At 58.8% G+C, this 26801-nt stretch carries 22 protein-coding genes and 2 pseudogenes; 8 read left to right on the top strand and 16 right to left on the bottom strand.

Features of this window, described 5'->3' with window-relative positions:
• Nucleotides 1–277: 277 nt before the first annotated feature.
• The 3 genes and pseudogenes from nifA (M729_RS0121400) (at nucleotide 278) to M729_RS01000000135535 (ending at nucleotide 4531) form a co-directional block, all read left to right on the top strand.
• On the top strand, nucleotides 278–2059 hold the full coding sequence (nifA, locus tag M729_RS0121400; protein ID WP_027162795.1) for a nif-specific transcriptional activator NifA: 1782 nt from the start codon (nucleotides 278–280) through the stop codon (nucleotides 2057–2059).
• A gap of 216 nt (nucleotides 2060–2275) precedes the next feature.
• The gene (hisC, locus tag M729_RS0121395) at nucleotides 2276–3421 is read left to right on the top strand and encodes a histidinol-phosphate transaminase (protein WP_027162794.1); all 1146 of its coding nucleotides are present in this window, start codon (nucleotides 2276–2278) and stop codon (nucleotides 3419–3421) included.
• 82 nt (nucleotides 3422–3503) lie between these two features.
• Nucleotides 3504–4531, top strand: a pseudogene (locus M729_RS01000000135535) (LLM class flavin-dependent oxidoreductase).
• 169 nt (nucleotides 4532–4700) lie between these two features.
• Here M729_RS01000000135535 and M729_RS1000000138490 read toward each other — a convergent pair.
• Together M729_RS1000000138490 and M729_RS0121380 are read right to left on the bottom strand one after the other, a co-directional pair.
• On the bottom strand, nucleotides 4701–5453 hold the full coding sequence (locus M729_RS1000000138490) for a thermonuclease family protein (protein ID WP_245267607.1): 753 nt from the start codon (nucleotides 5451–5453) through the stop codon (nucleotides 4701–4703).
• A gap of 90 nt (nucleotides 5454–5543) precedes the next feature.
• Complete coding sequence (locus M729_RS0121380; protein ID WP_027162793.1) at nucleotides 5544–5924, bottom strand: excalibur calcium-binding domain-containing protein; 381 nt, start codon at nucleotides 5922–5924, stop codon at nucleotides 5544–5546.
• A 153-nt stretch (nucleotides 5925–6077) separates the two neighbouring features.
• Here M729_RS0121380 and M729_RS0121375 point away from each other — a divergent pair, with 153 nt between their 5' ends.
• Nucleotides 6078–7013 (top strand): S1/P1 nuclease, encoded by a 936-nt coding sequence (locus tag M729_RS0121375; RefSeq protein WP_027162792.1) that lies wholly within the window; start codon nucleotides 6078–6080, stop codon nucleotides 7011–7013.
• A 235-nt stretch (nucleotides 7014–7248) separates the two neighbouring features.
• Here M729_RS0121375 and M729_RS0121370 read toward each other — a convergent pair whose 3' ends face one another.
• Nucleotides 7249–8475, bottom strand: coding sequence for a PAN domain-containing protein (locus M729_RS0121370; protein ID WP_027162791.1), 1227 nt, complete (start codon nucleotides 8473–8475; stop codon nucleotides 7249–7251).
• Nucleotides 8459–10132, bottom strand: a complete 1674-nt coding sequence (locus tag M729_RS0121365; RefSeq protein ID WP_027162790.1) for an ABC transporter permease — start codon at nucleotides 10130–10132, stop codon at nucleotides 8459–8461. The genes M729_RS0121370 and M729_RS0121365 overlap by 17 nt, the downstream gene beginning before the upstream one ends.
• 175 nt (nucleotides 10133–10307) lie before the next feature.
• On the opposite strand from M729_RS0121365, the gene M729_RS1000000137495 reads away from it, so the two are divergent.
• The 4 genes and pseudogenes from M729_RS1000000137495 to M729_RS1000000137485 all read left to right on the top strand — a co-directional run.
• The gene (locus M729_RS1000000137495; protein WP_198032122.1) at nucleotides 10308–10445 is read left to right on the top strand and encodes a hypothetical protein; all 138 of its coding nucleotides are present in this window, start codon (nucleotides 10308–10310) and stop codon (nucleotides 10443–10445) included.
• A gap of 612 nt (nucleotides 10446–11057) precedes the next feature.
• Nucleotides 11058–11903, top strand: coding sequence for a hypothetical protein (locus tag M729_RS1000000136600; RefSeq protein ID WP_145721649.1), 846 nt, complete (start codon nucleotides 11058–11060; stop codon nucleotides 11901–11903).
• 178 nt (nucleotides 11904–12081) lie between these two features.
• Nucleotides 12082–13071 (top strand): hypothetical protein, encoded by a 990-nt coding sequence (locus M729_RS0121350; RefSeq protein ID WP_027162789.1) that lies wholly within the window; start codon nucleotides 12082–12084, stop codon nucleotides 13069–13071.
• Between the two features lie 213 nt (nucleotides 13072–13284).
• Nucleotides 13285–13397 (top strand): annotated as a pseudogene (locus M729_RS1000000137485) (sugar O-acetyltransferase); the annotation flags it as partial.
• A 168-nt stretch (nucleotides 13398–13565) separates the two neighbouring features.
• Here the strand turns inward: M729_RS1000000137485 and M729_RS0121345 are convergent.
• The 12 genes from M729_RS0121345 to M729_RS0121290 all read right to left on the bottom strand — a co-directional run bounded on the left by M729_RS0121345 (nucleotide 13566) and on the right by M729_RS0121290 (nucleotide 26677).
• Nucleotides 13566–15470, bottom strand: a complete 1905-nt coding sequence (locus M729_RS0121345; RefSeq protein ID WP_027162788.1) for an ABC transporter ATP-binding protein — start codon at nucleotides 15468–15470, stop codon at nucleotides 13566–13568.
• A complete protein-coding gene (locus tag M729_RS0121340; protein WP_027162787.1) occupies nucleotides 15470–17332 on the bottom strand; it encodes an ABC transporter ATP-binding protein in 1863 nt (620 codons plus the stop codon). The genes M729_RS0121345 and M729_RS0121340 overlap by 1 nt, the downstream gene beginning before the upstream one ends.
• A gap of 92 nt (nucleotides 17333–17424) precedes the next feature.
• Nucleotides 17425–18309 (bottom strand): SIR2 family protein, encoded by an 885-nt coding sequence (locus tag M729_RS0121335; protein WP_027162786.1) that lies wholly within the window; start codon nucleotides 18307–18309, stop codon nucleotides 17425–17427.
• 38 nt (nucleotides 18310–18347) lie between these two features.
• Nucleotides 18348–18560, bottom strand: coding sequence for a putative nitrogen fixation protein NifT (nifT, locus tag M729_RS0121330; RefSeq protein ID WP_027162785.1), 213 nt, complete (start codon nucleotides 18558–18560; stop codon nucleotides 18348–18350).
• On the bottom strand, nucleotides 18557–18877 hold the full coding sequence (locus M729_RS0121325) for a nitrogen fixation protein NifZ (RefSeq protein ID WP_027162784.1): 321 nt from the start codon (nucleotides 18875–18877) through the stop codon (nucleotides 18557–18559). Before M729_RS0121325 ends, nifT begins: the two co-directional genes overlap by 4 nt.
• A gap of 88 nt (nucleotides 18878–18965) precedes the next feature.
• On the bottom strand, nucleotides 18966–19160 hold the full coding sequence (locus M729_RS0121320) for a 4Fe-4S dicluster domain-containing protein (protein ID WP_027162783.1): 195 nt from the start codon (nucleotides 19158–19160) through the stop codon (nucleotides 18966–18968).
• 31 nt (nucleotides 19161–19191) lie between these two features.
• Complete coding sequence (nifB, locus tag M729_RS0121315; protein ID WP_027162782.1) at nucleotides 19192–20673, bottom strand: nitrogenase cofactor biosynthesis protein NifB; 1482 nt, start codon at nucleotides 20671–20673, stop codon at nucleotides 19192–19194.
• A 475-nt stretch (nucleotides 20674–21148) separates the two neighbouring features.
• Complete coding sequence (gene nifA, locus M729_RS0121310) at nucleotides 21149–22903, bottom strand: nif-specific transcriptional activator NifA (protein WP_027162781.1); 1755 nt, start codon at nucleotides 22901–22903, stop codon at nucleotides 21149–21151.
• Nucleotides 22904–23069: 166 nt separating this feature from the next.
• Nucleotides 23070–23369 (bottom strand): ferredoxin family protein, encoded by a 300-nt coding sequence (locus M729_RS0121305; RefSeq protein WP_027162780.1) that lies wholly within the window; start codon nucleotides 23367–23369, stop codon nucleotides 23070–23072.
• A 12-nt stretch (nucleotides 23370–23381) separates the two neighbouring features.
• A complete protein-coding gene (locus M729_RS0121300) occupies nucleotides 23382–24689 on the bottom strand; it encodes an FAD-binding protein (RefSeq protein WP_027162779.1) in 1308 nt (435 codons plus the stop codon).
• 11 nt (nucleotides 24690–24700) lie between these two features.
• Nucleotides 24701–25810, bottom strand: coding sequence for an electron transfer flavoprotein subunit alpha/FixB family protein (locus M729_RS0121295; RefSeq protein ID WP_027162778.1), 1110 nt, complete (start codon nucleotides 25808–25810; stop codon nucleotides 24701–24703).
• Nucleotides 25811–25828: 18 nt separating this feature from the next.
• A complete protein-coding gene (locus M729_RS0121290) occupies nucleotides 25829–26677 on the bottom strand; it encodes an electron transfer flavoprotein subunit beta/FixA family protein (RefSeq protein WP_027162777.1) in 849 nt (282 codons plus the stop codon).
• Between the last annotated feature and the right edge of the window lie 124 nt (nucleotides 26678–26801).

The following is a 26801-nucleotide window of genomic DNA, read 5'->3' as shown; positions in this document are numbered from 1 at the left end:
TCTTGATCCTATGCAAGGCAGTACGTCAGCTGCGAAAGTCTGGCGCATTGCCGCCGACACATCACGACTACCCGCATCAACGTCAAGCGTTCCGGCAAGCGGCACCCACGCGCGAGCAAGTTCGCCAATCATGCGGCGGCTCGTGGGGCGAAGACATGCTTGTTGATGCCGGCCATCGATGGCTCGGACCCTGATGCCATCCGGTGCGTCTACGCCGGGGGACATCGCAGATCCAGGTGGCGCGGCGTTGCTGTCGCGGCCCAAGATCGAGGATGACATGCCAGATCGGAACAATGGTCGCCAAGCTGAAGACGATGCTGAGGAGACTTCGTCAAGCTTCATATCACTCCACGACTCCAAAAGCGATGAATGCGAACCCGCCATTCTGCCGTCGCGCGCGAGCGCGCTTGCGGGCATCCACGAAATTTCGAAGGCACTCACCGCCTCCTCGGCGCTCGAGGTCAGGTTGGCCAAGGCCGTAGATCTGCTGCGATCGTTTCTTCAAATGCGGCACGGCATCATCTCACTTGTCGACTCTGATGGCGAACTGGAAATCATCGCTGGCGCCGACCAGACCGAGAGCTGCAGTGAGCGCTGCCGGACGTACCTGCCGCGGAATGCAATCGACCAGGTTTTGGCGACGGATAAGCCGCTGGCCACCGAGAACATCGCGGTTCATTCGGCTTTCACCGCGGCCGACAGGGACGTGCTCGGGGCTTCCGACGACATACCAGTGTCCTTCATCGGCGTTCCCATTCGCGTCGATGCAAATGTGGTGGGCACGCTGACCGTCGACCACGCACTGCGCCATGGTTCAAGAGTTTGGCTCGATTACGGCCTATGTCTGCTCCCGCTAATCGCCAACCTGGTAGGGCAGACGGTGAAGTCGCATCGCTCTTTCGAGGGCGACCGCGAGCAACCGGTGGCAAGGCAGGACTCCCTGCCAAAACAGAAGCGCCTGGCCCCGCAGCGTAACACTCAAGTGGAGGGGATGATTGGCGACAGTTTGGCGTTGCGCGGTCTGCTTGAGAAGGTCGCGCTCGTAGCCAAGGCCAAGATTGCGGTTCTGTTGCGAGGCGAATCCGGTACCGGGAAGGAGCTGGTCGCCAAGGCTATCCACGAATTGTCCCCGCGCGCCAAGCGGCCCTTCATCAAGCTCAATTGCGCGGCGCTGCCCGAGACTGTGCTGGAATCCGAATTGTTCGGCCATGAGAAGGGTGCGTTCACGAGCGCGTTCAACTCGCGCAAGGGGCGCTTTGAGCTCGCCGACAAGGGGACATTGTTCCTGGACGAGATCGGCGAGATTTCGGCCTCGTTCCAGGCAAAGCTGTTGCGCGTGTTGCAGGAGCAGGAGTTTGAGCGCGTCGGGGGCAACCAGACCATTAAAGTCGACGTCCGCATCATCGCCGCCACAAACAAGAACCTGGAAGAGGCAGTTGCCAGAAACGAGTTCCGTGCCGACCTCTACTACCGCATCAGTGTTGTTCCCTTGCTGGTGCCGGCGCTACGCGAAAGGCGCAGCGATATTCCGCTCCTTGCCGCTGAGTTTCTCAAGAATTTCAACGATGAGAACGGCCTTATGTTGACGTTCGATCCGAGCGCAATCGAAGTGCTGATAAACTGTGACTTTCCCGGCAACATTCGCGAACTGGAAAATTGTGTGTATCGGACCGCCGTTCTGGCGGCGGGGCCATCAATCGGGAAAGAGGACTTTGCGTGCTGCCAGGGCAAATGCTTCGCCGAGGCGCTGCATAATTGCAAACTTGGCAAAGTCGCGCTGCAACCTTCGCCGGTCGGGCCGCTGGCACTGGGTCGGGCCGTACCGCCGGCTGCTGGGATTAGTTCTGCCGCCGTCGCAGCCCCAGACACCCTGGGGCAGTCGCCGCTGAACGCAGCTGGGATCGTCCACTCCGCGAGAATGGCCGATGCCGAACGTGTCATCCAGGCAATGGAAAGATGTGGCTGGGTTCAGGCAAAGGCGGCACGCCTCCTCGGACTGACGCCGCGCCAGATTGGCTACGTGTTGAGGAAATACGGCATCGAGATCAAGCGTCTTTGAACAAGTCACCGAGCCGAGCATCTGGGACAATAAGCATTCGTGCCTTGGCGCCTTGAGACGAGTGATGCGGTGCTCGTCCAATTCCGATCCGATCCCATAGGCCACGCTGCCCGGTAGTCCCCACGAGCGGTCCGACGGCGGCGCTTTCGGTGGTCCAGCCTATGTCACGATCCCAACGCGTGCCCGACACACGGAAACAGAAACTGAGAAAAATTGATGTCTGATGCAAAACTTCAAGCTGTGCTTTCTTCCCTTTCGCAAGTCGCGAAACAGTTGGATGTTCTGCTGTCCGACAAACCGGCGTCTGATCCTTGTTGCGTCAAGCTAAACACGAACGAGAACCCGTTTCCGTTGCCGGAACCCATAATGCAAAGTGCGATGGCCGCTCTCGGACAGCAATATCTATATCCAGAAGACGACAACGCCAGCTTGAGGCAAGCAGCGTCGGAAGCCTACGGCGTCTCGAAGGATCAGGTGATCGCCGGAAACGGATCGTCTGAACTGCTCGGGCTTATCTACAGAGCTTTCCTGGTTCCAGGAGACAGAATGGCGATGTTGTCGCCGGGGTTTTCGTTCAACCGCAAACTTGCCCGTTTGCAAGGTGCCCAATTCATCGAAATCGGATGGGGCGCGGATCATTCCTTGCCCGTCGACGACTTGCTCTTGGGACCGGCAAAAGATGCCAAGTTCATTCTGCTGGCTAACCCAAACAATCCCACCGGAACGTTCGTTCCTGTGGCCGATGTCGAACGCCTGGTATCACAATCAGACCGCCTGATTGTGTTGGATGAGGCGTATGTCGATTTTGCACCGGACAATGGTCTGCATCTCCTCAATCGTTATCCAAACCTCCTGATCTTGAGAACATTCTCGAAAAGCTATGCCACCGCCGGCATTCGCGTCGGTTTCGGACTTGGCCACCCTGAAGTCATTGGCAGGCTGCGGGAGCTCCAGAACGTCTTCAACATGAACGTGATCGGCCAGGCTGTTGGCATCAGCGTGCTTGGGCACCGCGGCGCCTACGCCGAGAACCATAAGCACATCAAGCATGAAAGACAGCGAGTGACAGTGGCACTGTCGAAACTTGGATTTTCCGTAATACCTTCTCACGCAAATTTCCTGCTAGCGCGTGTGCCAGCCGGGCAGGAAGGCTCATGGTGGCAAGGAGCCTTGGAAAGGCAAAAGATACTCGTTGCCTTCTTTGAGGATGCAGGGCTGGAAAATTACATCCGCGTCAGCATCGGTACAAAAGCCGAGATGGATGAATTTCTCGAGGTCGCCACAGAGATAGCTGCAACGGCGAAGGAAACGACCCCGTTGTGCCGGCCGTCGGCGGCGGCCGCTTCTGCCTTAAGTCGGTAGTTCCCCGGCGATTTCAGCGCACCATTAATTTGAATTTGCCCATTGCGAGCCACGAACTGTTGCAAAGAGTTGGAGAAAATCCGTGAAGAATGCCTTCCCCGGCGGCCTGACCTTCGGCATATTCGACCATCTGGACGAGGACGGCTGCGAGATTGCCCGGCAATACGCCGATCGTCTGAGTTTGGCAGAGGCGTGCGACCAGCTTGGGTTCTACGCATATCATCTGGCAGAGCACCACTGCACACCGCACGGGATGGGGCCATCGCCGAATCTGTTCTTATCCAGCGTCGTTCAACGCACCCGGCACCTTCGCGTCGGCCCGATGGTAATGCTCCTTGCCCTTTATCATCCACTGCGTGCGTTCGAGGAGATCTGCATGCTCGACCAATTGAGTGGTGGCCGGGTCGAACTGGGCATAGGGCGCGGCTCTCTCCCAGTCGAACTGGGTTACTTCGGGATTGCTGCGGAGGCGGCGCCAGGTCACTATGCGGAAGCCAGTGAAATCCTTATCAAGGCGATGAAGGGCGACACGCTGTCCTATCGCGGCCGCATTTTGAATTGAATGACGTCCCTTTGACGCTGAGATCGCATCAGCGCCCCCATCCACCGACATGGATCGCCACCAATAGACCCGAGTCGGCCAGCTGGGCCGCTGCTAGTGGCGCCAACATCGCGTGCCTGGGACCTGCCTCTTCGGTTCGCAGAATTACGGATGCATTCCGAGCCTGCCTGAAGCACAGTGCCGACGCGGACGAGCGAAGGCCATTTCTTGGGATGCTCCGCATGGTCGTGATCGCGCGATCGGAAACAGATGCATATGCGCTCGCGGCCCCCGCCTACGAACGATGGCTCAAGAGCTTCAGGTTCCTCTACGACCTCAATGCACTCCAGACGCCTCCAAATCTGCCGCTGAGCTTGGAGGCAGCAATGGAGAGCGAGCTGTGCGTGGTGGGGACGGCATCTTCCGCGCGACAAGTTCTTCTTGATCAGCTCGAAGAGGCCGGCGAAAATTATCTACTTTGCCAACTTGCATTTGGAAATCTGTCCTTAGACGCTTCGCTATACACCGCAAGGTCGATCCAATCTGAAATCATGGCTCGAATTACCTGACGGAAATGCGCGTTCCGCGTTCGGATTCGAACTTCTCCGGCGCACCGGTCCGGCTAATGATGCTGACATTTTGCAACGACCGCGGCCGATGCTGCAGCGCGCCGGCCGATTTCCATTTAACCCCCCAAATTGTTCAGCCGGCCAAAATTCCACAACCGTTTGTCGTTCTCTAACAGAGCGTTTCGCATGCAACGCCGTCGCCATCACGATCCAACTTGCGGCCCCATGGGCAATTGCTGAGATACCATTGGGCTTCGTCGCAGGAGCCGATTTGCGAGCAAGTCCGCCGCGGCTCACATGAGTAGCTTTGCGCTACCTGCCGGCGGCTGATGATGCCGAGAGGTCGACTCACGGTTGGCTGCTGACTGTCCGCATGCTCGGCACGCCAATCCCATGGCTTCTGAAACGTCCCTACCCACAGGCCGACTTTCGCCTTCTCGGCTTTGGTTTGCCGCGCTGCATACGCGCCGTGGCTGTAGCGAAACCAATCGAGTGCCTGGCCGTGCTCGACCATCCAGGCGGCGACGCCGGCGCCGTCGGCGCGCCGGCAGTCGCCGACAAAACGGCCGTAGCGGTCCCAGCTGACGAAGCTGCAATGCACTGGCCTCGAGGCCGCCAGGAACTTATCCAGTGCTTCGGCGGCCTGGCGCCCGCAGGCATATTCGAAGCCCTTGGCGTCGTCGCAATACTGCCGGCTTTCTGGCGCGTCGATTCCGTTAAAGCGGATTCGCTGTCCGTGAATTTCGATCGTGTCGCCATCGATCACCGACGCAACACCGGCGATCGGCGCCGGGCTCGGGCCATTCCAGTTCGCCAGATTGAACTCAGGCATGCGGTCGCCATGCTGCATGACGAACTGCGTGGCGTAGGCCGCCATCGCCGCCACGGTTACGACAATCAGCCGCTTTGGAATGCCCGCCAATTTGCGTACTCGCCGCTGCTTGGCGCCAGTCCGTTTGCGCCATTGGGCAGATCGATTGTCGTAGCGAGAGCTGTCCAACGTCCGCCGCCCCTACTCGCACCCGACGCCGTCGTGATCGCGGTCCAGCTTGTTGGGATCACCGTTGGTGATCTTCACCGGGCCAACCACGACAGCGTTGTTTCCCTTGTCGCCTGCGCAATCCAAATCACCGCCGCCCGCCCGTGACGATTGAGTCGGTGCTGCCGACACCCCTCGATACCTATTGACGACTGCGGCAGCGCGCACGCCGTCGCCCTCGATATGCGTGTTCTGACTGTTCGGATTGAACGGGTCGACTGTTTGGAGGAGCAGATTTGCATGGCTCGCGTCGCCGGCCGTGAGTGTCACCGTATCGTAATGGTTCAAGTAGTCCGCGGCGCAGCCCGAGAAGAGCACTGCGCGTAACACGCACGAAAATTCGCGCACGCCCATGAATGAATTTCCCCAACCCAGGCAAGATCATGCGCTATTTGGCTTTTGTTGTCGAATCCAGAGAGGTTCGCCCTTCCGTGCAGGCACCATTGCCGTCATTGCCGCGTCGTCTGCAGTTGATATATCAGAAAAGCCGGCTTCGGGGAGGATTACATGCGTGGCGCGCTCGTCTTTGGTTCCGTTCTTTCGTTGATCCTGTCATCGGCGCCTGCACTGGCCTGGTGGGACGGCGGGCACATGCAGGTCGCCGCCGTGGCCTACTCTAAACTGACGCCGCGGGCGAAGGCCAAGGTCGATGCACTGATCAAGCTGAACCCCGACTATCCGGGTTGGATCGCCGGCGTGCCCGATGACAAGAAAGCGCAATACGCCTTCGTTCATGCGGCCGTTTGGGCGGATGACATCAAAGACTCTGCCCACGGCTACACCAAGGACGACGACACGCCGACGGCGCAGAACATCGGCTACGCAGACAAAAACATGCACCGCTACTGGCATTTCAAGGACATCAGATTTTCGACCGACGGGACGCAATTCTCCGATGCCAATCCGATCAATGCCGTTTCGCAGATGAAGCTGTTCATCGCGGCGCTGCCGGCGACGTCGGCCGCGACCGATGACATTCGCTCCTACGACATGGTTTGGCTGCTGCATCTCATCGGCGACATTCACCAGCCATTGCACGCGACGGAGCGAATTTCTGCGATCAACACAGATGGCGACCGTGGCGGCAATGAAGTCAACGTGACGCCGGCGACCGGCGAAACGATCGACCTTCACGCCTATTGGGATCGAATGTTCGGAGGTTACGTCTCCGTGCCCGGTGCGATCTTCGATGCTAATGACAAGGCCGGCATCTCGAAGCTCCAGGCCGACAGCGCAAAAGCCAAGCTGCTGGACCCGGACGCTTGGACCCAAGAGAGCTTCGTGCTCGGCAAGAACTTTGCGTATGCGGAGCCTGTGATGAGCGAAAACACCGTGGCCGTGCTAACCCGCACATATGAGACCGATGCGCGAAACGTTGCCAGAAGCCAGGCAGCGCTGGCGGCGGCAAGGCTCGCCAACGTTCTCAACGACGCATTCAAATAACGGACAAGAGACGGGCGAATTAAGAACGGGCGAGGGTGACGGTTTCGACGGTCACCCGCAGAACGGCAGGGCCATCGAATCGTGAAACTGCATAGGCCCCGACCGGATTTCAGCAGCAGACTACCCTGTCACCAAGTACGCCTCTACCGTCGTAAGCGGGAGAAAGATTCACGATCACTTTGCCAGCTTGCTCATCTGGCTTTCTTTGGAACATGATGCCGAGCCGGTGCCAAATTCAACTGCGGGTGGCTTTAACGCCCGACATCACGCCCTTGAAGGGAGACGATGAAGTCACGTTGTCGAGCATAGCGCACATCTTGTTCGGACCATCAAAATTGAAGCCTAGACATCTCTGATCGGCAGCGCAGGCCAATACGCAGTCGGCGTAACCGCTCCGAACATTCGCGTAAGCGCCCCCGACCACTACTGTGTCCTTGGCGAAAACGAGGCTTGAGTACTGGAGATTCGCCTTGATTGCTCCCTTCGCCGCCATCACTGCGTCAGGACTCCTAACCAGAATCGACCCATTATCTTTCATGAAACAGGCGGCGTGTTTCTTATCGTAAGTGAGTGCTAAGCAGCGGCGATCTGCTTCGCATTGGGCTTGGCACTGTTCAAGCGAGATATTCCAAACAGGCATACCCGGCAAATCATTTCCCATAGCGTCCCATCCGTCCTGCTGCACAGACAATTCTTCGGCCGCGGTAGCTGCTTCTTTCCGCTCATGGTCCATGTCGAAATCGCCTGGCGCGAAACTGGCCTTGTCGAGCCAGAGGCAACGGCTGGCGAGTTCTCGCGCCGAATTGTCATCAAGGCCCACCGATGACAGTGTCTCGCTCGACGACACCGGTGCCAACGGCACCGACGTAGGTGAGGGTCTGTTGACGAGGCTTACCTGAACCTCGACCCCGGTGTTTGCCAGCCTCCGCGTGTAGCACCAAGCGGTGTTCCAAGTTGGAGCTTTCTCACTATCAAAATGATGACCAGACTCGAGTTGCCAAGTGCTGCCAGCATAGGTCACTTGGCGATTGGCGAATTTTACGAAATCGAACGTATCTGGATTGGCTGGGTCTGCGGGCGGCGGCGTCGGCTGCTCGATTGGGGGCGACTTCGGCTTGTCGGTCTTTCCCTCCTGGGCGATCGTCTCGCCACCCGGAATTCTGTCTTCTGATTTCTTCGTCTCTCTTGGCTCGTTTTCGTTCGGGTTTGACGGAATGTTTTGGGTGATCGGCGGTTCCGGTTGGGTCACCGTTGGGTCACGATCAAAGACCAGCCATACACCCACGCCGATCCCAATTGCGGCCATTGCGACGGCAGCGCCGCTAGCCATTCGCCGAAATGCATTGGCGCGAGCGATCTTGTCGTGCGCAGCTGCTTCTGCTTGCAGGGTTGGAATGGCCGACCGTTTGATCTGCAGATCGATAGCCTGCTCGAGCAGCTTGGTGTTATGTCGTACGAGCACGTCTGCTACCCCGCTTAGCCCCAGTCGCCGGCTCGTTAAAATCTGATCGCAGTTCACCTTCGAGGGCTTTCTCCATCTCCCTTTGGTCGTATTGCCCTTTTGCAGAAACCTTCACCAAATCGATTACTTCCGGGGGCAGTTCCCGGTCCAATGCCCGGCGCAACGCCTCCGGGTCGTCAGTAAGGATAGGCACATAGAGTATCTCTTTGACGACCTTCTCGACTTCAACAGGAACCTCGACGCGCTTTTCTACTTCTCTGTCGACAGGCACCTGCACCCGTACCTTCCGGACACGGCGCCACCGCCAGCGCAACAGCATCCGGCGCAACAATCGCGAGAGTTTGCTGTCACGCTGAACTTCGGGCTGCGCGCCGATGCGTTGCAGGGCCAGCGCGACCATCGCCGTGATTGGCCCCGCTAACGCGGCGATGAATGCAAGCGAGGCGAACCAGATCGTCGATACCGTGCCGGCCTGTGCGTCCGAAACGTCTTCCGGCTTCAGCCCATACCAGCGAGCTGCCAACCTACGGATCTGATCGTTGCGAGCAACTGGGAGGCGCTCTGTTTCCAGGCGGCTGAGTTCCGTAGCGATCGCCTCTTGCCGCTGCTGGTTCTTGGCGAGTGTCTCCGACTTTCGAGTTGCGCCTTCCTGAGCGGCCGCTAGCGCAGTACGTGCCTCGTCAAGCTTACGATCCCAATCGGCCGCGGTGCCGTCATAGAGCTTCTCCAGATCGTTTCGCCTACCCTCAAGGCGTTGTTTGTCTTGGAGGGTCATCGGAGGACTATCTTTTCGCAGCCTCTCATATTCCGCGCGGGCCGTGGCGACTGCGGGCTCCAATTCGGCCAACTTCGGCGCGAATTCGGCCTCCTTTTTGAGCCGCGGATTGGCTAACTTGTTCAGCCCTTCTTCGTTGCGCTGCACTGACGCAAGATCGCCTTTTTCGCGCGCGCTCTTTATGCGATCAACGTAGCTATCCCGCTGTCGCTCGAACTGCTCCACGGCGTCCTTGATCTCTCGATCGCGCCGTTCCACCAGCGCGCTTAGCGCTGCTTGTTTCTCCTCGAGAAGCTCTTTGGCTCGCGCAGCCGCAGGTGAGAGGGTGGTTGCTGCCTGCAGCTCTTCGTCAACCTCAGTTATCCGGGCACGCAACTTATCGCGCTCGGTGTCAGCCAATCCACTGAGCTGCTCCAGATCGCTCCGGGCCTTTGCCTCGTCGTCACTGTTTCGCAAACTTTCGGCTGCCGCCTTGAGATTCTCGAGCTCTTGCTGGAGTGTTTTGGTTTGGTTGGCGAAGTTGGCGTACTGCACCTCGCGCATTGTGCTGGCACGCTCCAATCCGAGTAGAACTGTCTCAAAAGTGATACCGGCCAAAACGAGCAGAAAAGCCAGGACAACAGGCTTCCAAATCCACGAGGCGCCGAACAGAAGCGTGGCGATTGGGATTTTCGTCAGCTCAGCAATCGCGATCATAAAGAAGGGGGCACTCGCAAGCACAAGGTCCATTGAGTCCGCCGCCTCATTGGCAACGAAGCCGCGGTAGCTCAGAGCAACGCCGGTGGTTAGGCCGATGATCGCCGCGACGATTTCAAGTGCCCACGCACCGCGATACGTCCACTGGCCATAGCTCGCCAGCTTTTGGCTCATTGCCGTGTGCATATGTGATCCCCACCCTTTTCCAAGCCCATCTTGACATGCGGCGCCGGCGTTTGCAGCAGAATTTAACGCTTGATACAGCGTTACTTGGAACAGGGTGAATAATCGGATGGACGCTGATGTTGAATAGGTATCGAACTGTGATTGGGTCCTACGCCAAGAAGGTGCGGACAGAGCAATCCGCAGATTTGACACTAAGGAGGAGGCCACCAAAGGTGGTGTGCTGGAATCTGCGGTTGGGAAAGGTGGCGGCTCCGTCCGGATCAAGAAACCTTGGCACAGTTCAAGAGGAGCGAACGTTCCCAGGAAGTGCTGACCCCACGGAGTCACCCGGCTAATATGCGTCGGGTGCTACCGTTTGCCATAATAGCTATCTTCACGCGAGTTGGATATCGGCAAATGACCATTTGCACGACGCTCTGCTAGATCGTGAGATGGAGGCGCTTCGGGATAGTTACCTGTTCTCACCGCCTTCGCGGCAATGCTCGTCGCGTGTTTCAAGGTCCTCGCGTCAAACCTGAACACGCCGCGCGGGTGTGCGAGGTGATGGATCGGCGCAGCAGTGTTTGGAACATCCGCAATCGCGTCGCAGCCGTAATCGCTGCATTGGGGGAGGAGTTGGTGGGGCTCGATGCGAATAGGGACACCATGGCGATCTAGGATCCCACGCCTGACGACCGCAGGACCGGTTGATAGACACCTGCGGCGCCGGCGCATGGTCGCCGGCAACCTCTTTTGACATCGGCGGCGTCACTGCGCTTAGTTTTGCCCAAGAAAGTTGCCGACGGCACCTCCACTTGGCGAGCTAGAATTACCGAACGGCGATTATTTGCTGCCTATATGTTATTCCTGTGGAAACTCTTATCGCGGCATTTCTTCTCAGAAGCCGCCATGCTCCGCTTGAAAAAACGGGAACGCGGGGGGTGCCATGAGGGTTTTTGTTCGGGGATCGTTAGGGTTCTGCTTCGCCTTTTCGGGTTGTGCCAGCGTTCCGAATTTGCCAACCGATGTCGGTCTGCTTCGGATCTCTGACATTGTCGACAACATCCGGTGTGACCTAAAAGACGGCCGCGACGGCAGGCCCAAAGCCAATCCCCCGGTCAAGCCGGCCACATTCCTGACCGATAAAGGCAAATGGGCCGCGGCGGTCGAACTGTCGCTGAACGTGGTGGCGACAGGCGGCGGCGACGGCAGCGCCGGAAATGAAGTGCCGTATATCCCCCAGACAGGCACGTTTGCGCTGGCGACGAACGCGACCGGCACCGCTGACCGGATGGTCGGCTACAAGTTTACCATCGGCCTCAGTCAGAAAGACGATATCGCGTGCGACACGGACACCGTGAACGGCAGGCGCGCCCATGGGTCACGGCTTGTCGGGAACCTGAAGATCGCGGACTGGCTTGCCCAAGTCCAGGATTCCTACGCGGATACCAAAACCCCGCCCGATTCCGTGTCCTATACCATGGGATTTACGCTCGACCAGGGCGCCTCAGCGAGCGTCAAGATTGTGACCATACCTTTCAACACCGGGCAAGCCAGCCTTGGCATGGGCTGGAAGACCACCTGGAAAGATGTCAACAAGATCAGCATTGTGTTCGCGCCAAAGGCAGAGGAAACGCCGAAAGCCGCGCCGGCGCCCCAACGCGCGAACCCGCTGCCGAAAGGCCAACCGATAAAAAAAGTTCCGCCGCCGCCGCCGGTCGATCCGGGCGCAAAGGACAAACTGCTCAACGACCTGAACCTGCTCATCCTTCAGCAAAGCCTGAACAAGTAACAGGGACGCCTCGCGCGGCAGCTTCGGCCTTGCTGGGAACGGTGTGGGGGCGGCGCGGCCGATATGCCCGCCGGGCCTGCACCGCCGACATCTGCGGCGCGCAGCGGCTCACCCGTGCGTTGCGGATGGGTCCACCTTGCTTGGCGCGCCATAAAAATTGGGGACCGAAGAGAAAATTATGACAACAAAAGCCGAGCATCTGTTGGTTCACCATATCCGCGAGACACTTAGGGAAGCATGGGCCGCGTCGAGGGAGATGATCCATCAGATCGAGAACCAGGCCTACAAATCAATGAAAGAACTGGAACAGACGGATGCTGCCTACGATTTGGCCGGGGTTATGTTCGTCTACTATGTCGAGAAAGCGTTCCGGGAGATCGGAATGCTGGCCGAGCGTCTGCAGTTGCCCCAGACCAAGGCGGACCTGGTCGAACGCCGCAAGGGCCTTAAAATGATGACCGGCTCGGGCCTCATCGAGATGCTCGAAGATTTCTACTCGCCGGTTCTCGGTGAGCTGAACGCCACGTTCGAGGCCATGGCGGTCATGGTAGACGGGAGCGCCACGACCGGCATGTCGATGCTGGAATCGATTCTCAAAAACACGGCAGGGATCATTGACGATCAGGGCTTGGATCCTACGAAGGAAGGGGAAATAGACGACGCAATCGCGAAGATCGTGAGATACGTATTCCCGGACTTTGTGAACAAGCCGCAGATTGATAAGGCCGTCATCAATTACAAGCCTGATTTCGGGGTGAAATCCCTCGGTGCCCTGGTGGAATACAAGTTTGCCGTCGACGCGAAGGGCGTGAAGGTCGCTTTGGAGGGAATCTCTGCCGACATGATCCATTACGCGGGCGATCCCAATTGGGGAAAATTTTACGCCGTAATCTACACGACGCGACCAATTCTCCATGCGGAGCGGATCGAGGCTCACTTCACGTTCTCAACCAAAGATGCGGATCGGTGGTCGATTATCTTCGTCAACGGCCCGGGTGGGCCGAGGACCAAGCTCAAGGACAAGGAAAAGGCCAAGGTGCTTCAGACTGCGAAGAAGCGCGATGTAACGAAGTTACCGAGTGCGGCTTTGCGCAAGGCTCCCGCCACCCGACAAAGGGTAGCGACTAGTCATCGCCCGAGGCGTCAGCCTCAGCTTTCAGCAAGCTAAAGTGGGGAGCATGAGCAGCAATCGCAAAGCCAAAAAGCCATCTTTCGACAACGATCAGAAAAAGGAACTGAAACAACACGCGATCGGCCTCATGCGCGGGCTCCTGCAGGGGGCAATTCGGGTTGGCGATCCGAAGCCATTTGACTTTGGCGAACTGGGCGGAACTTTTTTTGAAGGGTTCACGGCTCGCTTTACTCCCTGTTTGTTGAGGCCAACTTCAAGTGCGTCATTCTTGACGTGGCAAGGTGAGAATTGGGAAAGGAACGGCAAATGGCCCTGTCGTGCAGATCTATACAGCCAATCTTCAACGTGATCCCGAGCAGCGATAGTCAGGGATGCAGTTCGGGCGTCCTGTTCGAGTTGTGCTGGATCGGTGATGGACCACCATTCTCCACGATTGCAGAGTGTCACTCGAGATGTTTCCCGTCGTCCTGGAGCCACATGCGGAGGACGAGCGCGCGGGATAGACGGTCAGATACGGCTCGCAAGGAGCATCAGGTACGAGAGGCGGCTTGTCCGGTCGGATCGGCTCCCTCTTCGGGAATATCGTCGAATGACGAGTAGTTCAGATTGTAGAGTTTGGAATAGAGCCCGCCCATAGTCATCAGTTTGTCGTGGTTGCCGGACTCGATAACCTGGCCGTTCTGAAGCACGATGATACGATCGGCACCTCGGATCGTGGCGAGACGGTGAGCGATGACAAGCGCAGTCCGGCCTTCAAGGAGCTTTCTGAGAGCCTTCTGGATCAGCATTTCCGTGTAACTGTCGATGCTGGCGGTGGCCTCGTCAAGAACAAGGATTTTGGCGTCGGCGACGAGGGCGCGGGCGAAACTGACAAGCTGGCGCTGGCCGAGAGAAAGATTGCCGCCGCGCTCGCCGAGTTGAGTTTCATACCCGTCGGGAAGGCTCATGATGAAATCATGGGCTCCGACCACCTTGGCGGCCCCGATCACTTTGTCCCGTGTGGCTTCCGTCTTGTGGTAGCGGATGTTCTCGAAGATCGTCCCGGTGAACAGAAACGGCTCCTGCAGCACCATGGCGATCTGGTTGCCGAGCGATTCCTGTGTGAGATCGCGCACATCATGCCCGCCGACCATCACTTGGCCTTGCTGAGCATCATAGAAGCGGTGGACGAGGGCCATCGCGCTGGATTTGCCAGAGCCGGTCGGCCCGACTAAGGCGACCGTCTCGCCGGGATTAACCCGGAAGGAGACGTTTTTCAGCACCGGATGGTTGGACTCGTAGCCGAACGTGACGTTCCTGAACTCGACCGGGCAGTCAATTTCCGCCGAAAGGACCCTCGCATCCCGTTTGTCCTGGACTTCGACCTTGACGTCGAGCACATCGGTCAGGCGCTTGCCGGAGGCCATTGCGCGCTGCATGACCGAATACTGGAGGGTAAGGGAGCGAATTGGATCGAAGAAGCGTTGAATATAGAATATGTAGGCCACCAATACCCCTACACCAATACGGCCATTCATAATCATGGAGCCCCCGACGACGATGACGACGGCCATAGCGAGACCGGTGAGACTATCGACGATCGGGACCATGACCTGTGCATACCTGGCAGCGGTCAGGTGGGTCCTGAGGTCGGCATGTGCCTTATCGTCATACAATAGGAAGTTTACGCACTGGCGGTCCATGGACTGGACGGTGCGTACGCCCTGAATCGCTTCGGCCAATGCGCCGTTGACGACTGAATTGGTCTCTTGCGCAGCCATGAAGGCCTCGCGAGCACGCGGCAGCCACACGATACGAATAATCAACAGGGCCGGCAAGACCGAGAGCGTCAGAAGGCCGAGGCTGAAGTTGACCGACAGCATTACAAAAATGATGCCAAAGAGAAGCGCAATGTCGCCTACGGAGTAGATCGAGTTTTCGAGAAATTCGTGAATAGAGTTGACATCGCCCTGAAGGCGAGACATCAGGCGTCCTACTTCGGTCTTGTCCATGAACGAGAGCGATACGTTCTGCAGATGGGCAAACATGGCCCGGCGGATGTCGAAAAGGACGCTCTCAGCCATTTTCCCTACCACGGTTTCCTGCGTGTACGCCGCGCCGAAATTAACCAGAATGGCAAGCGCAAACGCGACGGCAGCCTCAACCAGGGCGGAGGCATCAGCGCCTGCCGGAGTTATGGCGTGGTCGATGGCGTAGCGGATGATCAGCGGGATGAGAAGCTGCGTGCCAGTGAAAATCAGCAATGCGGCAAGCGAGACGAGCGCCATGGCTCGGTAGGGGTGAACGAAGGCCCATATGCGGCGAATGATGTTCTTGTCAAAAGCGCGGCCAAAGATCTCCTCCTCGATGCGATGGGACCCGACGACCGCGCGCGGAGGACGTCTACCGCTATCATTCGGTTCGATTTCGAGTTGGTTGGCGTGCCGCTTGGCCATCAGGGCGCGCCTCCAAAAGTGGTCGCAATGTCATCTCCAGGGCGCAACTGAAGATCATAAAGCGCCTTATAGCGTCCTCGCCTGGCCAAAAGCTCTTGATGGGTGCCGCGTTCCACGATCTCGCCCTTGTCGACAAACAGGATCCGGTCGGCGTGCTTGAGGGAACTCAGCCGGTGCGCGATGATGATCGTCAACCTATCTTTGGCGAAATGCTCTATCGCCGCTCGGATGCGCTGCTCTGTGGCGGCGTCGATCGCGGCCGTTGAGTCGTCGAAAACGACGATTGATGGGCGCAACATCATCGTGCGAGCTATGGTGAGACGCTGACGCTGGCCACCAGAAAGAGATCCACCACGTTCGCCGACGACCGTCTTGTAGCTCGCGGGCAAGCCAAGGATGTAATTGTGCAACTGGGCGGATTCGCTAGCGCGTTCAATCCGCTGTTCCTTCGCCCAGGGGTCGCCATAAGCGATGTTGTTCTCGATCGTGGTGGTGAACAGATATGCATCCTGCTGTACGATGGCGACCGCCTTGCGAAGCGTAGCCAAGGTCACCCCGCGGATGTCCTGCCCGTCAAGCATGATGGTGCCGCCAGTGACGTCATAAAAGCGAGGAATTAAGTGAGCGATTGTCGATTTTCCCGAACCCGGCGGACCCACGATCGCGATCGTCTCGCCCCTATGGGCGCTAAACGTGATGTTCCTCAGAAGAACGCGGTTTCCGGCGCCGGGATATGCAAACGAGACATTGTCGAAGCGCAGGGTACCTTCGCTTATCTCGAGCGGTCTTGCACCGGAAGCATCCCTGATCGTGACGTCCTGGTCGAGCAGACCGAAGACGCGCGAACCGCAAGTGGAAGCGCGGGCGAAGCCATTCACCATCAGCCCGATCTGGCGGACGGGCATTTGCAGTATGGTCATGAACGTCAGGAACATCGTGAGCGTCCCAACGCTGATCTGGCCGGCGATGACCTTGTTGCAACCGCTCCAGAGGACCAACCCCATGGCGAAAAAGAAGGCCAGGGTCATTGCCGACGTATTGGTCACGTAGACGTTAACCTGCTCGTGGGCGAGTTTGAGCGCATTCTTCGAGGCGCGGTCGAACTTTACCATTTCATAGGCTTGTGCCGAAAACGCCCGGACAACACGGATGCCCGCGAGATTTTCCTCCATCACGCGGCCTAAGACGGAAAGCCGCTCCTGCAGGTCCAGCCAGATGGCGCGTAGCTTAAGCTGTGTGACCGACGACCGCCAAGCCACGAAAGGCATGAAGCTCAGCGCGACGAGACCGAGCACCGGGTCGGTAGAAATCATCATGCAAGCGCCGATCCCGATCAGCATGATGAGCATAAGCAACCGAACCAGAGCGGTGGAAAAATACATCCGCACGCCGTCGAGATCTAGAATGGCGAGGGTGATCAGGTCGGCTGAATGGACCCGGTCGTGAAAGGAAAAGCTCAGGCGCTGGACCTTCTCATAACAAGCCAGTCGCAATTCGTACGCGGCGTGGTGCCCGACGGCTTCGGCAAAATAGTTTTGCGCCATCGTGAAGAGGCCGCGCAGCAAACTCGCTGCGAGCAGCAGGAGAGCCAGGGTCAAGAGCGATTGTTCTGCAGCCTTCCCCTTGAGATCACTCCCAATTGCCACCTGGGTCTGGTCGACAGCCCAGCCGAGAAGCCAGGGAATTAGCAACTGCAGGATCACGGCTATAATCGTCGAACCGATAGCAAGTGCGACCTGCCACGGGTGCCTCAAATTGATCCGCGTAATGCGCAGTAGTATGTTCAAGCCCCGGCCCCACCCGGCCGCTTTCACATGTGCGGACAATTTGGGAGGAGTCGTGCCAACAGCATCACTGCCCACAGAATATCCTCGACTGAATTTTGTGCCTTCGGAAGCGAGCCGGTCGACTCACACCGAAGACTTCCTCCAAGGTGATCCTGGCCACCATCGGCTCAAGACGCTGGTCCGGCGAGTTGCGCAAGGGCTTCGCTCGCTGGCATGTCGATCACAGTGATTCCGCTTGCCGCAAGGAAACGGGCCTCGTTTCTGGTCAACGCTTGCCCATCCATGATCGCGTAACGGGGGCCTTCCGAGCGCTTCATGATCTGCCTGGCATAAGTGCGCAGCATCTGATCATTGAAGCGGCAGCCGATGAAGAAAAAACCCCGGTGGACGCGTCTTTCCTTGACCACGTCAGGAATGGGCGTCTGGATATCGATCTCAGTCAGGGCTTCGACATAATCGGAATCGGCAATGAGGAAATTTGCGGCCGGCCTGATACTGCCATGAGGCGCATAGAGAACCGTCTCTGCCGCTGCCCCGGCTTCGAGCTCCCTTCCGAACAAGTCGTAGGTTCTGGTCCAGATGTCGCGAACTTCGTTCGCTCGCGTGATGCCTTGTATCTGGGCGACGTCGGTTCGCCCGGCCTCAGCCAGCGCCGCCCTCATGGCGCCTTCATACCAGCTGTCGATGATGAGGGAGAGCGGGAGCTTTGCGAGCCATTTGTGCAGGAGCGTCGGCGCCGTAGGACCTGCGAATATATCTGTCATCCAGGCCTGAAGTGTGCGGCGATGCCGGCGCTGCTCGATGAATTGCGCGACTGACCACATGTTGGTGCGGATCTTCGAGGGGGCTGGCGTCCGAGTGTTGAGCGCGGCGGCGACGGCCTCCGGGGTACACGGCACTGGCGACTCCGCTGAGCTTAGCTGCAGCAGACCCGGACCGAGATATGGGATCACGTGATCCGAGACGAGCGCTTGTCTGGCCAGCTCGAGCAGCTTTCGGGCGAAACTGTCCCGCACGACGACGAGGTGGCCCGAGGTCGGGATCGTATTCATGCTCTTTTCCTCTTGACGCCTCTCATCGAGGGGCAGCATCAGTCCTCGCCGGGAAGCTTCCTTGCCTCGACGGTGATGGGCAGGCGCGTATGTGGCGGAAGATCGGGTAGGAGGAGCCGCCACCCGTTCCTGAGCGTTACGACCCCGCCCCAGAGGTCTTGGTTCTCGAACTTGATGATCGGCTCTTCGAGATCCTTTTTGGGGACATACGCCGACAATCCCGAATCGGTCCTGCGGATCATTACTTTCATCCGACCATTCCTTGTTTGGCTGTTTCTTCGGCGTTGAAGGGAAGGTCGGGTTTGTCGAGGCTCATCAATTCACGCGCTCGCATGCCTACGATCGTCCCACGGTCGATCCATTCGACCGCGTAGATGAAGAACTGCTGGAGAAACGTGCCGATGTCGCGCACATAACCCTCTTCGCCCTTGCGCACGAGATTTTCGCCGATCTGCATGCCAGGATAAGTGCCGTCATTCCTAACGTGACGAGTGGCACGGACCCGCTCTCCCGGCTGAAATTGGGGAGGTTTGCGGACTTCCACCTCCTGTTCGCGTGCGAGCCACATGGCGTTTCCTTGGTTCTCTGGGCTATTGTCATTGATGCGGCGCGCAGGCATTCCCGGGGGCAGCCACTTGTGTGCGTAACCAGTCGACTCAAGCAGGAACGCAGGTCTTCGGCACAGGACACACCGAAGCACATTGCTGCGTTTCGAAAGCTCCTTCGCATTCGGTGCACTTCTGCAGCTCGACCACGTAGCTCTCGCCTTTGAACTTGATCGCGCCCGAGGGGCATTCGAATTCGCAAGCGCCGCATTGTGTGCATTGGGATGCGATGATCTTGAAAGCCATTTTGACTCCTGATTCGAGTAGATGAGATGGGTCAGGCCGTCGCCGCGCGTGCCTGGACGCCGAACTCGGCGGCGTATACCGCGCCAATTGCCGTTTCGATGTAGTCATGGCCGTAAGCGTCGGTTGCTCGAATACCGGCGGCCGCGAGCTGATCCTTGGGCCAGTCCCCTATTTTGACGCAAAGCACGACGTCCACGCCTTCCAGCGCAGCGATGACCCGGTCGAGAGTGGCCTTCTCGCCCCAACCGCCGAGGCAATACTGCTCAACCTTGCGGTGCCCGACAAAGTTGATCCCCCGCGCCGAGGCTTCATACATCTGGAATTCCTTGGCATGGCCGAAGTGTTCGTTGACGCGGCCGCCGCCCCTCGTCGCCACCCCGATGACAAGGGACTTCCCGGAACTCGATGCCTTCATCACTCCGATCGCTTCACTCCTGGCCGCCAGGTGATCGCGGCGCTCGTGCGCGACCAACTCCCGGTAGGCTTCACGTTTGCTGGCATCGTAGGTGAGCTCACCGGGGATGTGATTGAGCGTGAATTCCTGGCCACGATCCTCACCCAGCAGGCCGACGGCATCGGCCCGGCATTGCCGGCAGTGGCGCATCAATTTGGCGCCGCCTTCGAGACGATCCTGAAGGGTCTTCATCTCCATTGCATTTGGGCCACGCTGCCCGGTCAAGCCGTAATGGGTGCCGTGTGCCGGGTCCGAGATCAGAGGCATGACGTTATGCAGGAACGCGCCGCGCTGCTTGACCCACTTGTTCACCTCGATCAGGTGCTGGTCATTCACTCCAGGGATCATCACCGAATTGATTTTGGTGAGGATGCCGCGCGCGCTGAGCATTTCCAAGCCCAGCATCTGCCGCTCGTGCAGAAGTCTGGCGGCTTCGATGCCGCAATAGCGGCGGTGACCGTAAAAGATCCAGGGATAGATTTTTGCGCCGATTTCCGGATCGACCATGTTGATAGTGATCGTCACGTGTTCGACATTCATGTCGGCAAGCTCGTCGACATGGTCCGGCAGCGCGAGCCCGTTCGTGGAGACGCAAAGCCTGATGTCGGGGATTTCCCTGACGACGCGTTCGAACGTGGCCTTCGTCTTCTCCCAGTCGTAGCAGGCATCACCCGGCCCGGCGATGCCAAGCACGGAAAGCTGCGGCACCTCATTGGCGACCGCGATCACCTTGCGTGCCGCCTGATCGGGCGTCAGCTTTTCCGAGACAACCCCGGGCCGGCTTTCGTTGGCGCAGTCATATTTGCGATTGCAGTAGTTGCACTGGACATTGCAGGCCGGGGCAACGGCGACGTGCATGCGCGCGAAATAGTGGTGCGCCTCTTCTGAAAAGCACGGGTGATCCTTGATCTTGTCCCAGATGGCCGGATCCAGATCGTCCGGCCCTATCGACGACCCGCAGGCGGAAGATGCGCAACCACCCGACTTCGCACTCACCAGCAACTGGTCCGAGACCCTCGCGCCGGTCAGGCTCTCAACTGAAATCGCCGGTGCGGCCATTGAACGGCTCCGTTACGGGTTAACGTCGCCGTTCGAAGCGCAAGAGCAATGCCAACTCAAAACGTGGCGCTAGCTCACCAACTGGGTTTGCGCGTCTGATATCATGGAGTTGCTCCGACATAACTTTGTCGGACTTCTTACAGGGGCACGCTTAGAAGGTGAGGAAAACGACTGTGGCCGGACAATCAGCTCAAGAAAGACAACATCCTTGTCGCAAGACCGGTCGGAATTGCGCCGAGAGTGATCACGCGCCGACCGCTCAGCCGGCCCTGGGCCAGGCGCATTCGTCCGTGGTGAAGTTGCCACTGCTCGACTGGGTCTGCAGGGTTCCGATTCAGGAGGGTGGGTCACTCCTTTCTGCGATCGGCAAGATGCCGGAAAGGGCAGGTGATGAAGGGGGTGTGACAGCATCACACGATCGCGCAACTTCGGCCTGGGCTCCAACACAGTTCGCGTTCTCCACGTCATGAGAATGCTAAAATTTCTTCACCTCGATGCCGTGTCGGCGCAAAGCGTATCCGACCTGTCGCGGCGTGACGCCGAGGACACGAGCGGCCTTGGCCTGAACCCAGCCGACTTTCTCCATCGCATCGATCAGCCTGTCGCGTTCCGTAAGGCGCGGGCCTATTGCGGGGAGAGCGGGATCCTTTGCATGGTCGGCAGTATGGAGTCGCACGTTGTCCTGCGGGGCGCCGAAACGCCCGCCCGGCATCGGCAATCCGCCGGGCATCATATTGCTTCGAAAGCGCTGGTTGCCGGTATTGCCGTTGTGCGAATGATCAGCTCTTTTCCAAAGGAGCCAAGACAGGCATTGGTTATTGTTGCAGGCAAAATCCGATGGAGCGATTGTCCTTGAACGCGCCAGCGTGGCCGTCCTTTGTACGCAGTTCTCCAATTCGCGGACGTTACCAGGGAAGTAGCATTGCGAGATAAACTCGAGCGCTGGCGGCGCGAAGGCGAGGTCGAGATTGTTCTCCTTGTTGAACCGCTCGAGGAAGGCGTTCGCAAGCCGAGGTATATCCCCCGGTCGCTCTCTGAGCGGAGGCAGGATGATTGGCACCACATTGATGCGATAATAAAGGTCGGCCCTGAAATCCCCGTGTACGACAGCCGACTCGAGATCCCTGTTGGTGGCGCATATAAGTCGCACGTCGACCTGTAGCGTCTTGCTACCGCCGACACGCTCCAATTCGCCTTCCTGCAAGACGCGTAACAGCTTGGCTTGGAAGGCAGGCGAAATCTCGCCGATTTCATCAAGTAGCAGCGTTCCCCCGTTTGCCAGTTCAAAACGGCCGGCGCGCTGGGAAATTGCCCCTGTGAAGGCACCTTTTTCATGTCCGAACAGCTCCGACTCCAGAACGCTTTCCGACAGTGCGGCGCAGTTCAACTTGACGAAAGACTTCATCCGCCGGCGCGAGAGCCTATGTATGGCTTGCGCGAAAAACTCTTTGCCGGTGCCGCTCTCGCCCCTCAGAAGCACGGTGGAATTCGTCCTTGCTACAATGGAGACCGTTTTGAGCACCTGCGTGAGTGCCGGGCTCTCTCCGATGATCCCGTCTATCTTGACGGGCGCATGCGCGACGGGGACGGTCCGGTCCTCATTAGACGAAGTCTCCGCAGGCCAGTGCTCAGCGACGCGCCGTTCACGATCGGCAATCAGGCCCCGATGGAGGCGAATGGTGCGGCCGACGAGGTTGGCGACCATCGTCAGGAAACAGATGTCCTCATCGTAGCGGGACCCGTTTGCGCTGTCTCTTACGATCGACAACGTCCCAAGGATCGTGTCCTCCGCCTTAACCGGGACGCCGATAAAGGCCATCGGGAGGGAATTGAAGCCAGAATGTGTTTGAAGGCCGCTCTGAAACAACTCGGACGTGCTGAGGTCCGAGATCACGAGCCGCGTGCCCGTTGCGACGATCTGATTTATTGCGGCCTTTGGCATGACGGGGCGATTGCCTGATGGGGCGCTGCCGGCACTCGCGGCGATCTCCGGCTCACCTTCTGAATCTAGGACGAAGATTGCTCCGTGACGCATTTGCACAAATGACGGGAGCGTGTTCACGACGTTGGCCAGCGTAACCTCCAGCCGGGCGGGGGCCGTCAGCGCCTTCGAGACCTCGTAGATTCCCCTGAGCAAGTCATCTGCTTCGAACATCCCCTCACTGGCGGGTTTGCGGAGGGGATCGCGTCGTCCTGCTTCGTTGACCCGATCCGGGGACATGTGAGCCATGGAAGACCTCAGCGGTTGTGGTCAGGGGTGCTCCTCCCAAGCGCCTGTTCATCAGTTCAGGACGTTCACCCCTCCGCACTTGGGGCGAGATGGTGCCGGCGATTGCGCTTTGTCGTTACTTGGGTGTGCACGGCTGCACACCACTGAAAGGGGGTGCCAAGGCCAATCATCCGAACTTGAAGAGGACGCCGAAGCCACCACGCGGATAGTTCCATACGATCTCGCCGCTGGCCTCGCATAAAACGCGGCAGGTGCCACACTCCATGCAGCCATCGGCGGTTATTTCGACCTGACCTTTGTCGTTCAGCTCATAGCATTTTGCGGGACACACGTGGGTCAGTGCGAGCAGACTTGCGCTCGGTTGCTCGTGCGGTCGCACCTTGATATGCGGACGGCCGGGGTCCACCAAATAACGGTTCTGGTAAAGCTTGTCTTCGACACGTAACTTCGTCACGGGGTTGGTCATGTCGTCAGTGCCTCACCGCCACGCCATCGCCAAGCGAACCGCGTCGCTGATCAGCCCCCAGCGCGAGCGCGCCTTGATGAAGGCTGCCGTGGTCGCCTTTTCCTTCTCGATCTTTGGCGTGCCGTCGACACGCATGAAATTCTGCGCGGCTTGCGACATCAACCATGGGTAGGTCGTGAAGAAATTGGAGGCGTTCGTGTGGAGCAAAGCCGGCATGTCTTTGTATTTCCGCAGGTCTTTGATCACGAACGATTTGTCCAGCATTGCCTTGTAAAGGGCGAGGTTGCGCTTGTTCATAGGATCGTTGCGTCTCTTAACCTGGATGATAGCCTCCGCCGCGATCCGGCCCGAGGTCATGGCGAGGTTGGAGCCCTCGCGGTGAACGGCGTTGTTCAATTGCGCGGCATCACCGACAACCACCCAGCCGTCGCCAAAGAGCTGCGGAATAGCTTTGTACCCACCTTCGGGAATGAGGTGCGCCGCATATTCTTTCACCTCTGAACCGGCAATCAGCGGCCGGACCGAAGGATGGTTTTTGAATTCGTCGAGGAGGGCATATGGGCTCTCCACCTTCGCGGCGAAATCCGAGACGAGGCAGCCGATGCCCAGTGAGATCGATTCCTTGTTGGTGTAGAGGAACCCGAGCCCGGCCATGCCGTGGGAAATCGTGCCGACTGCCTCAACGACACAGCCTTCACCTCCTTTCACGCCGAACCGCTGCTCAATGACCTCTTCGGGCAGGAAATGCATTTCCTTGACTGCCAGCGCAACGGATTGCGGCTTCAGCATCTTGCGCAGGCCGCCCCGTGTGCCAAGCAGCCCGCAGACACCTTCTGCAAGAACAACGACGTCCGCGTAAATCACTCCGCCAGCCCGATCGGTGCGGACGCCGATCACCTTGCCCTTAGTATCACGCACGAGGTCCGTCACCGTGGTCTCGCACAAAACCGTCGCGCCGGCCTCCCGCACCCTGCGCGAAAACCATTTATCGAACTGGGCCCGGATGATCGTATAGCGATTGGGCTTTACCTCGTTGAAGTCGTCCGATCGATAGTGAATCCCGGTGTGGGAGGTGTCATCCATAACCCATAACCGCTGTTCAACCAGATGCCGCTCGAGAGGTGCATCATCGCGGAAATCCGGAATGATCCTCTCCAACATGTTCGCATACATGATGGCGCCCTGGACATTCTTAGAACCCGGATATTCACCTCGCTCCAACTGGAGCACATTCAAGCCGTCGCTTGCCAAAGTATAGGCAGCTGCGTTCCCGGACATTCCGGCGCCGATGACAATGGCGTCGAACTCTTCCTTGATCATCTGCATCTGCCTTAGCTCGCAAGCTTGTCGCGACTGTGCGGTGACAGCCGCCGGGTGAAGGCTTCGGTCAAAGCCGGTAGGAAGCGCACCGCGTCGGTGACGATCCCGAGGTGAGCGAAATCGAAAATCGGCGCGTTCGGGTCGGTGTTGATGGCCACGATAAGATCGGCTCCCTCAACTCCAACGCGGTGCTGGATGGCGCCGGAAATGCCGGCCGCTATGTAAAGCTTTGGCCGGATTGTCTTGCCTGTTTGGCCGATCTGCCGATCGACCGACATCCAGCCCTTTTGGACGAGCGGCCGCGAACAGCCGTATTCGGCGCCGATCACGCGCGCGAGACTCTTCACAAGCTGCAGGTTCTCCGCTCCGCCGAGACCAAGCCCTCCCGCAACCACCACATCCGCATAGGCGAGATTGGCGATGCCCGATTGGCTATCCGGAAGGAAGCCCAGCACCTTGGTGACGATTTGATCCTCGGCGAGCGACAGCTTGTGCGGGATGACACGCCCGATCGCTCTGTCGGCCCGCTGCGGCATGGGCATGACTCTCGGTCGCACCGTCGCCATTTGCGGCCTGTAGTTGAGCGTGTAGATCGTGCATAGCAATGAACCGCCAAAAGTAGGGCGGGTCGCGGCGAGTGAACCGTCAGCATCCACGTCGAGTTCGGTGCAGTCGGCCGTCAGCCCGGTCAGCAGGGTGGTTGCGACGGATCCGGCAAGATCCCTGCCGAGCGTGGTTGCGCCCAGAAGCAGGATCTCGGGTTTGTAAGTATCAACCAAGTCCGTCATTGCTTTGGTGAAAGGCTCATTGCGATAGTCGGCGAGCAGCGGCGCCTCTACGAGGTAGACGAGATCGGCGCCATAGGCGAAGGCCTCGGCGACGGCGTTCTGGGTGGCATCTCCAAGGGGCCCGAGCACAGCACCCGCGAGCTGGACGCCAAGTTTGTCCGCCAGCTTGCGGCCCTCGCCTAGCAGCTCAAAGGATACCGGGTGGACCTGGCCGCGTTCGAGCTCGATGAAAACCCAGACGTGCCGATAGTCCCTGAAACGCTCAGGAAGCTCTTTCTTCATCCCGGCACGGCCGGGGGGCTGCCGAGGGGCGTCTGAGTTCGTGCTCGACATATGATCTGCTCCTTGCCGTCACACGCCCTCGAAGGCGAGTTCCGGTTCCAGCGCCGGCTGGCGGGTGAAGATTGCACCGATCAGCTCGTCGGCGACATCGCGCAGCGTCTTCTCCGCGGTCTCAATTTGCGTGGCCTTTTCCGACCGGGCACTAGGGGCAAAAACGCGTTTGACGACCGTCGGCGAGCCACGCAAGCCGCATTTGGTGAGGTCTTCAATGCCGGCCTCGGCCGCGCTCCATTTCACAATTTGGCTGCGGGCGGCGCAAAGCGCGTCTTCGATCGAGCCCCGGCGCATCTCGTTTGTGCCTTCCAGCATGGTGATGAGGCATGGCAGCCTGCTCTTCAGCTTCTGGGTGCCGCCTTCGCAGCGGCGCTCGACCGTGATCTCGCCTGCGGCGAGATCAATGGAGGCGATTTTCGACACATAGGTGAGTTGAAGCAGATCAAGACGCTTGGCGATGCCGGGCCCGACTTGGGCGGTGTCGCCGTCGATCGTCTGTTTGCCCGTGAAGACCACGTCCGGCGTGCCGAACGTCTCGCCGATCTTCGCGATTGCCTGGGAAAGAGCAAAGGAGGTGGCCAGGGTGTCGGAACCGGCAAAATAGCGGTCGGTCAAAAGCACCGCGCGATCGGCGCCGTAGCCGAGCGCCTTGCGCAGGGAGTCCTCGGCCATAGGTGGACCCATGGTGAGCACGGTGACTTCCCCGCCATAAGCGTCGCGCAGTCTGAGTGCTTCTTCCAGGGCGAACAAATCGTAAGGGTTGATGATGGTCGGCACACCCTGGCGCATGATGGTGTTCGTCACCGGGTGCACCCGTATCTGTGCCGAGTCCGGCACCTGCTTGATGCTGACGACGATATGCATTGGCGTTCTCTGCGTTATCCCGATGCGGGCTGGCGGTGCGCGTTCTTTGTTTGCATCATTCGTGCCAGGCGTTTTGCGGGCGCCCGTGCCGTGTAATTGCGCTGAAGCCCCCGGTTTCGACGTC

The sequence above is a fragment of the Mesorhizobium sp. WSM1293 genome (assembly GCF_000513875.1).
Lineage (GTDB): Bacteria > Pseudomonadota > Alphaproteobacteria > Rhizobiales > Rhizobiaceae > Mesorhizobium > Mesorhizobium ciceri.
Note: the sequence above shows the minus strand (reverse complement) of the source record. Positions and strands in the feature narration are given on the sequence as shown.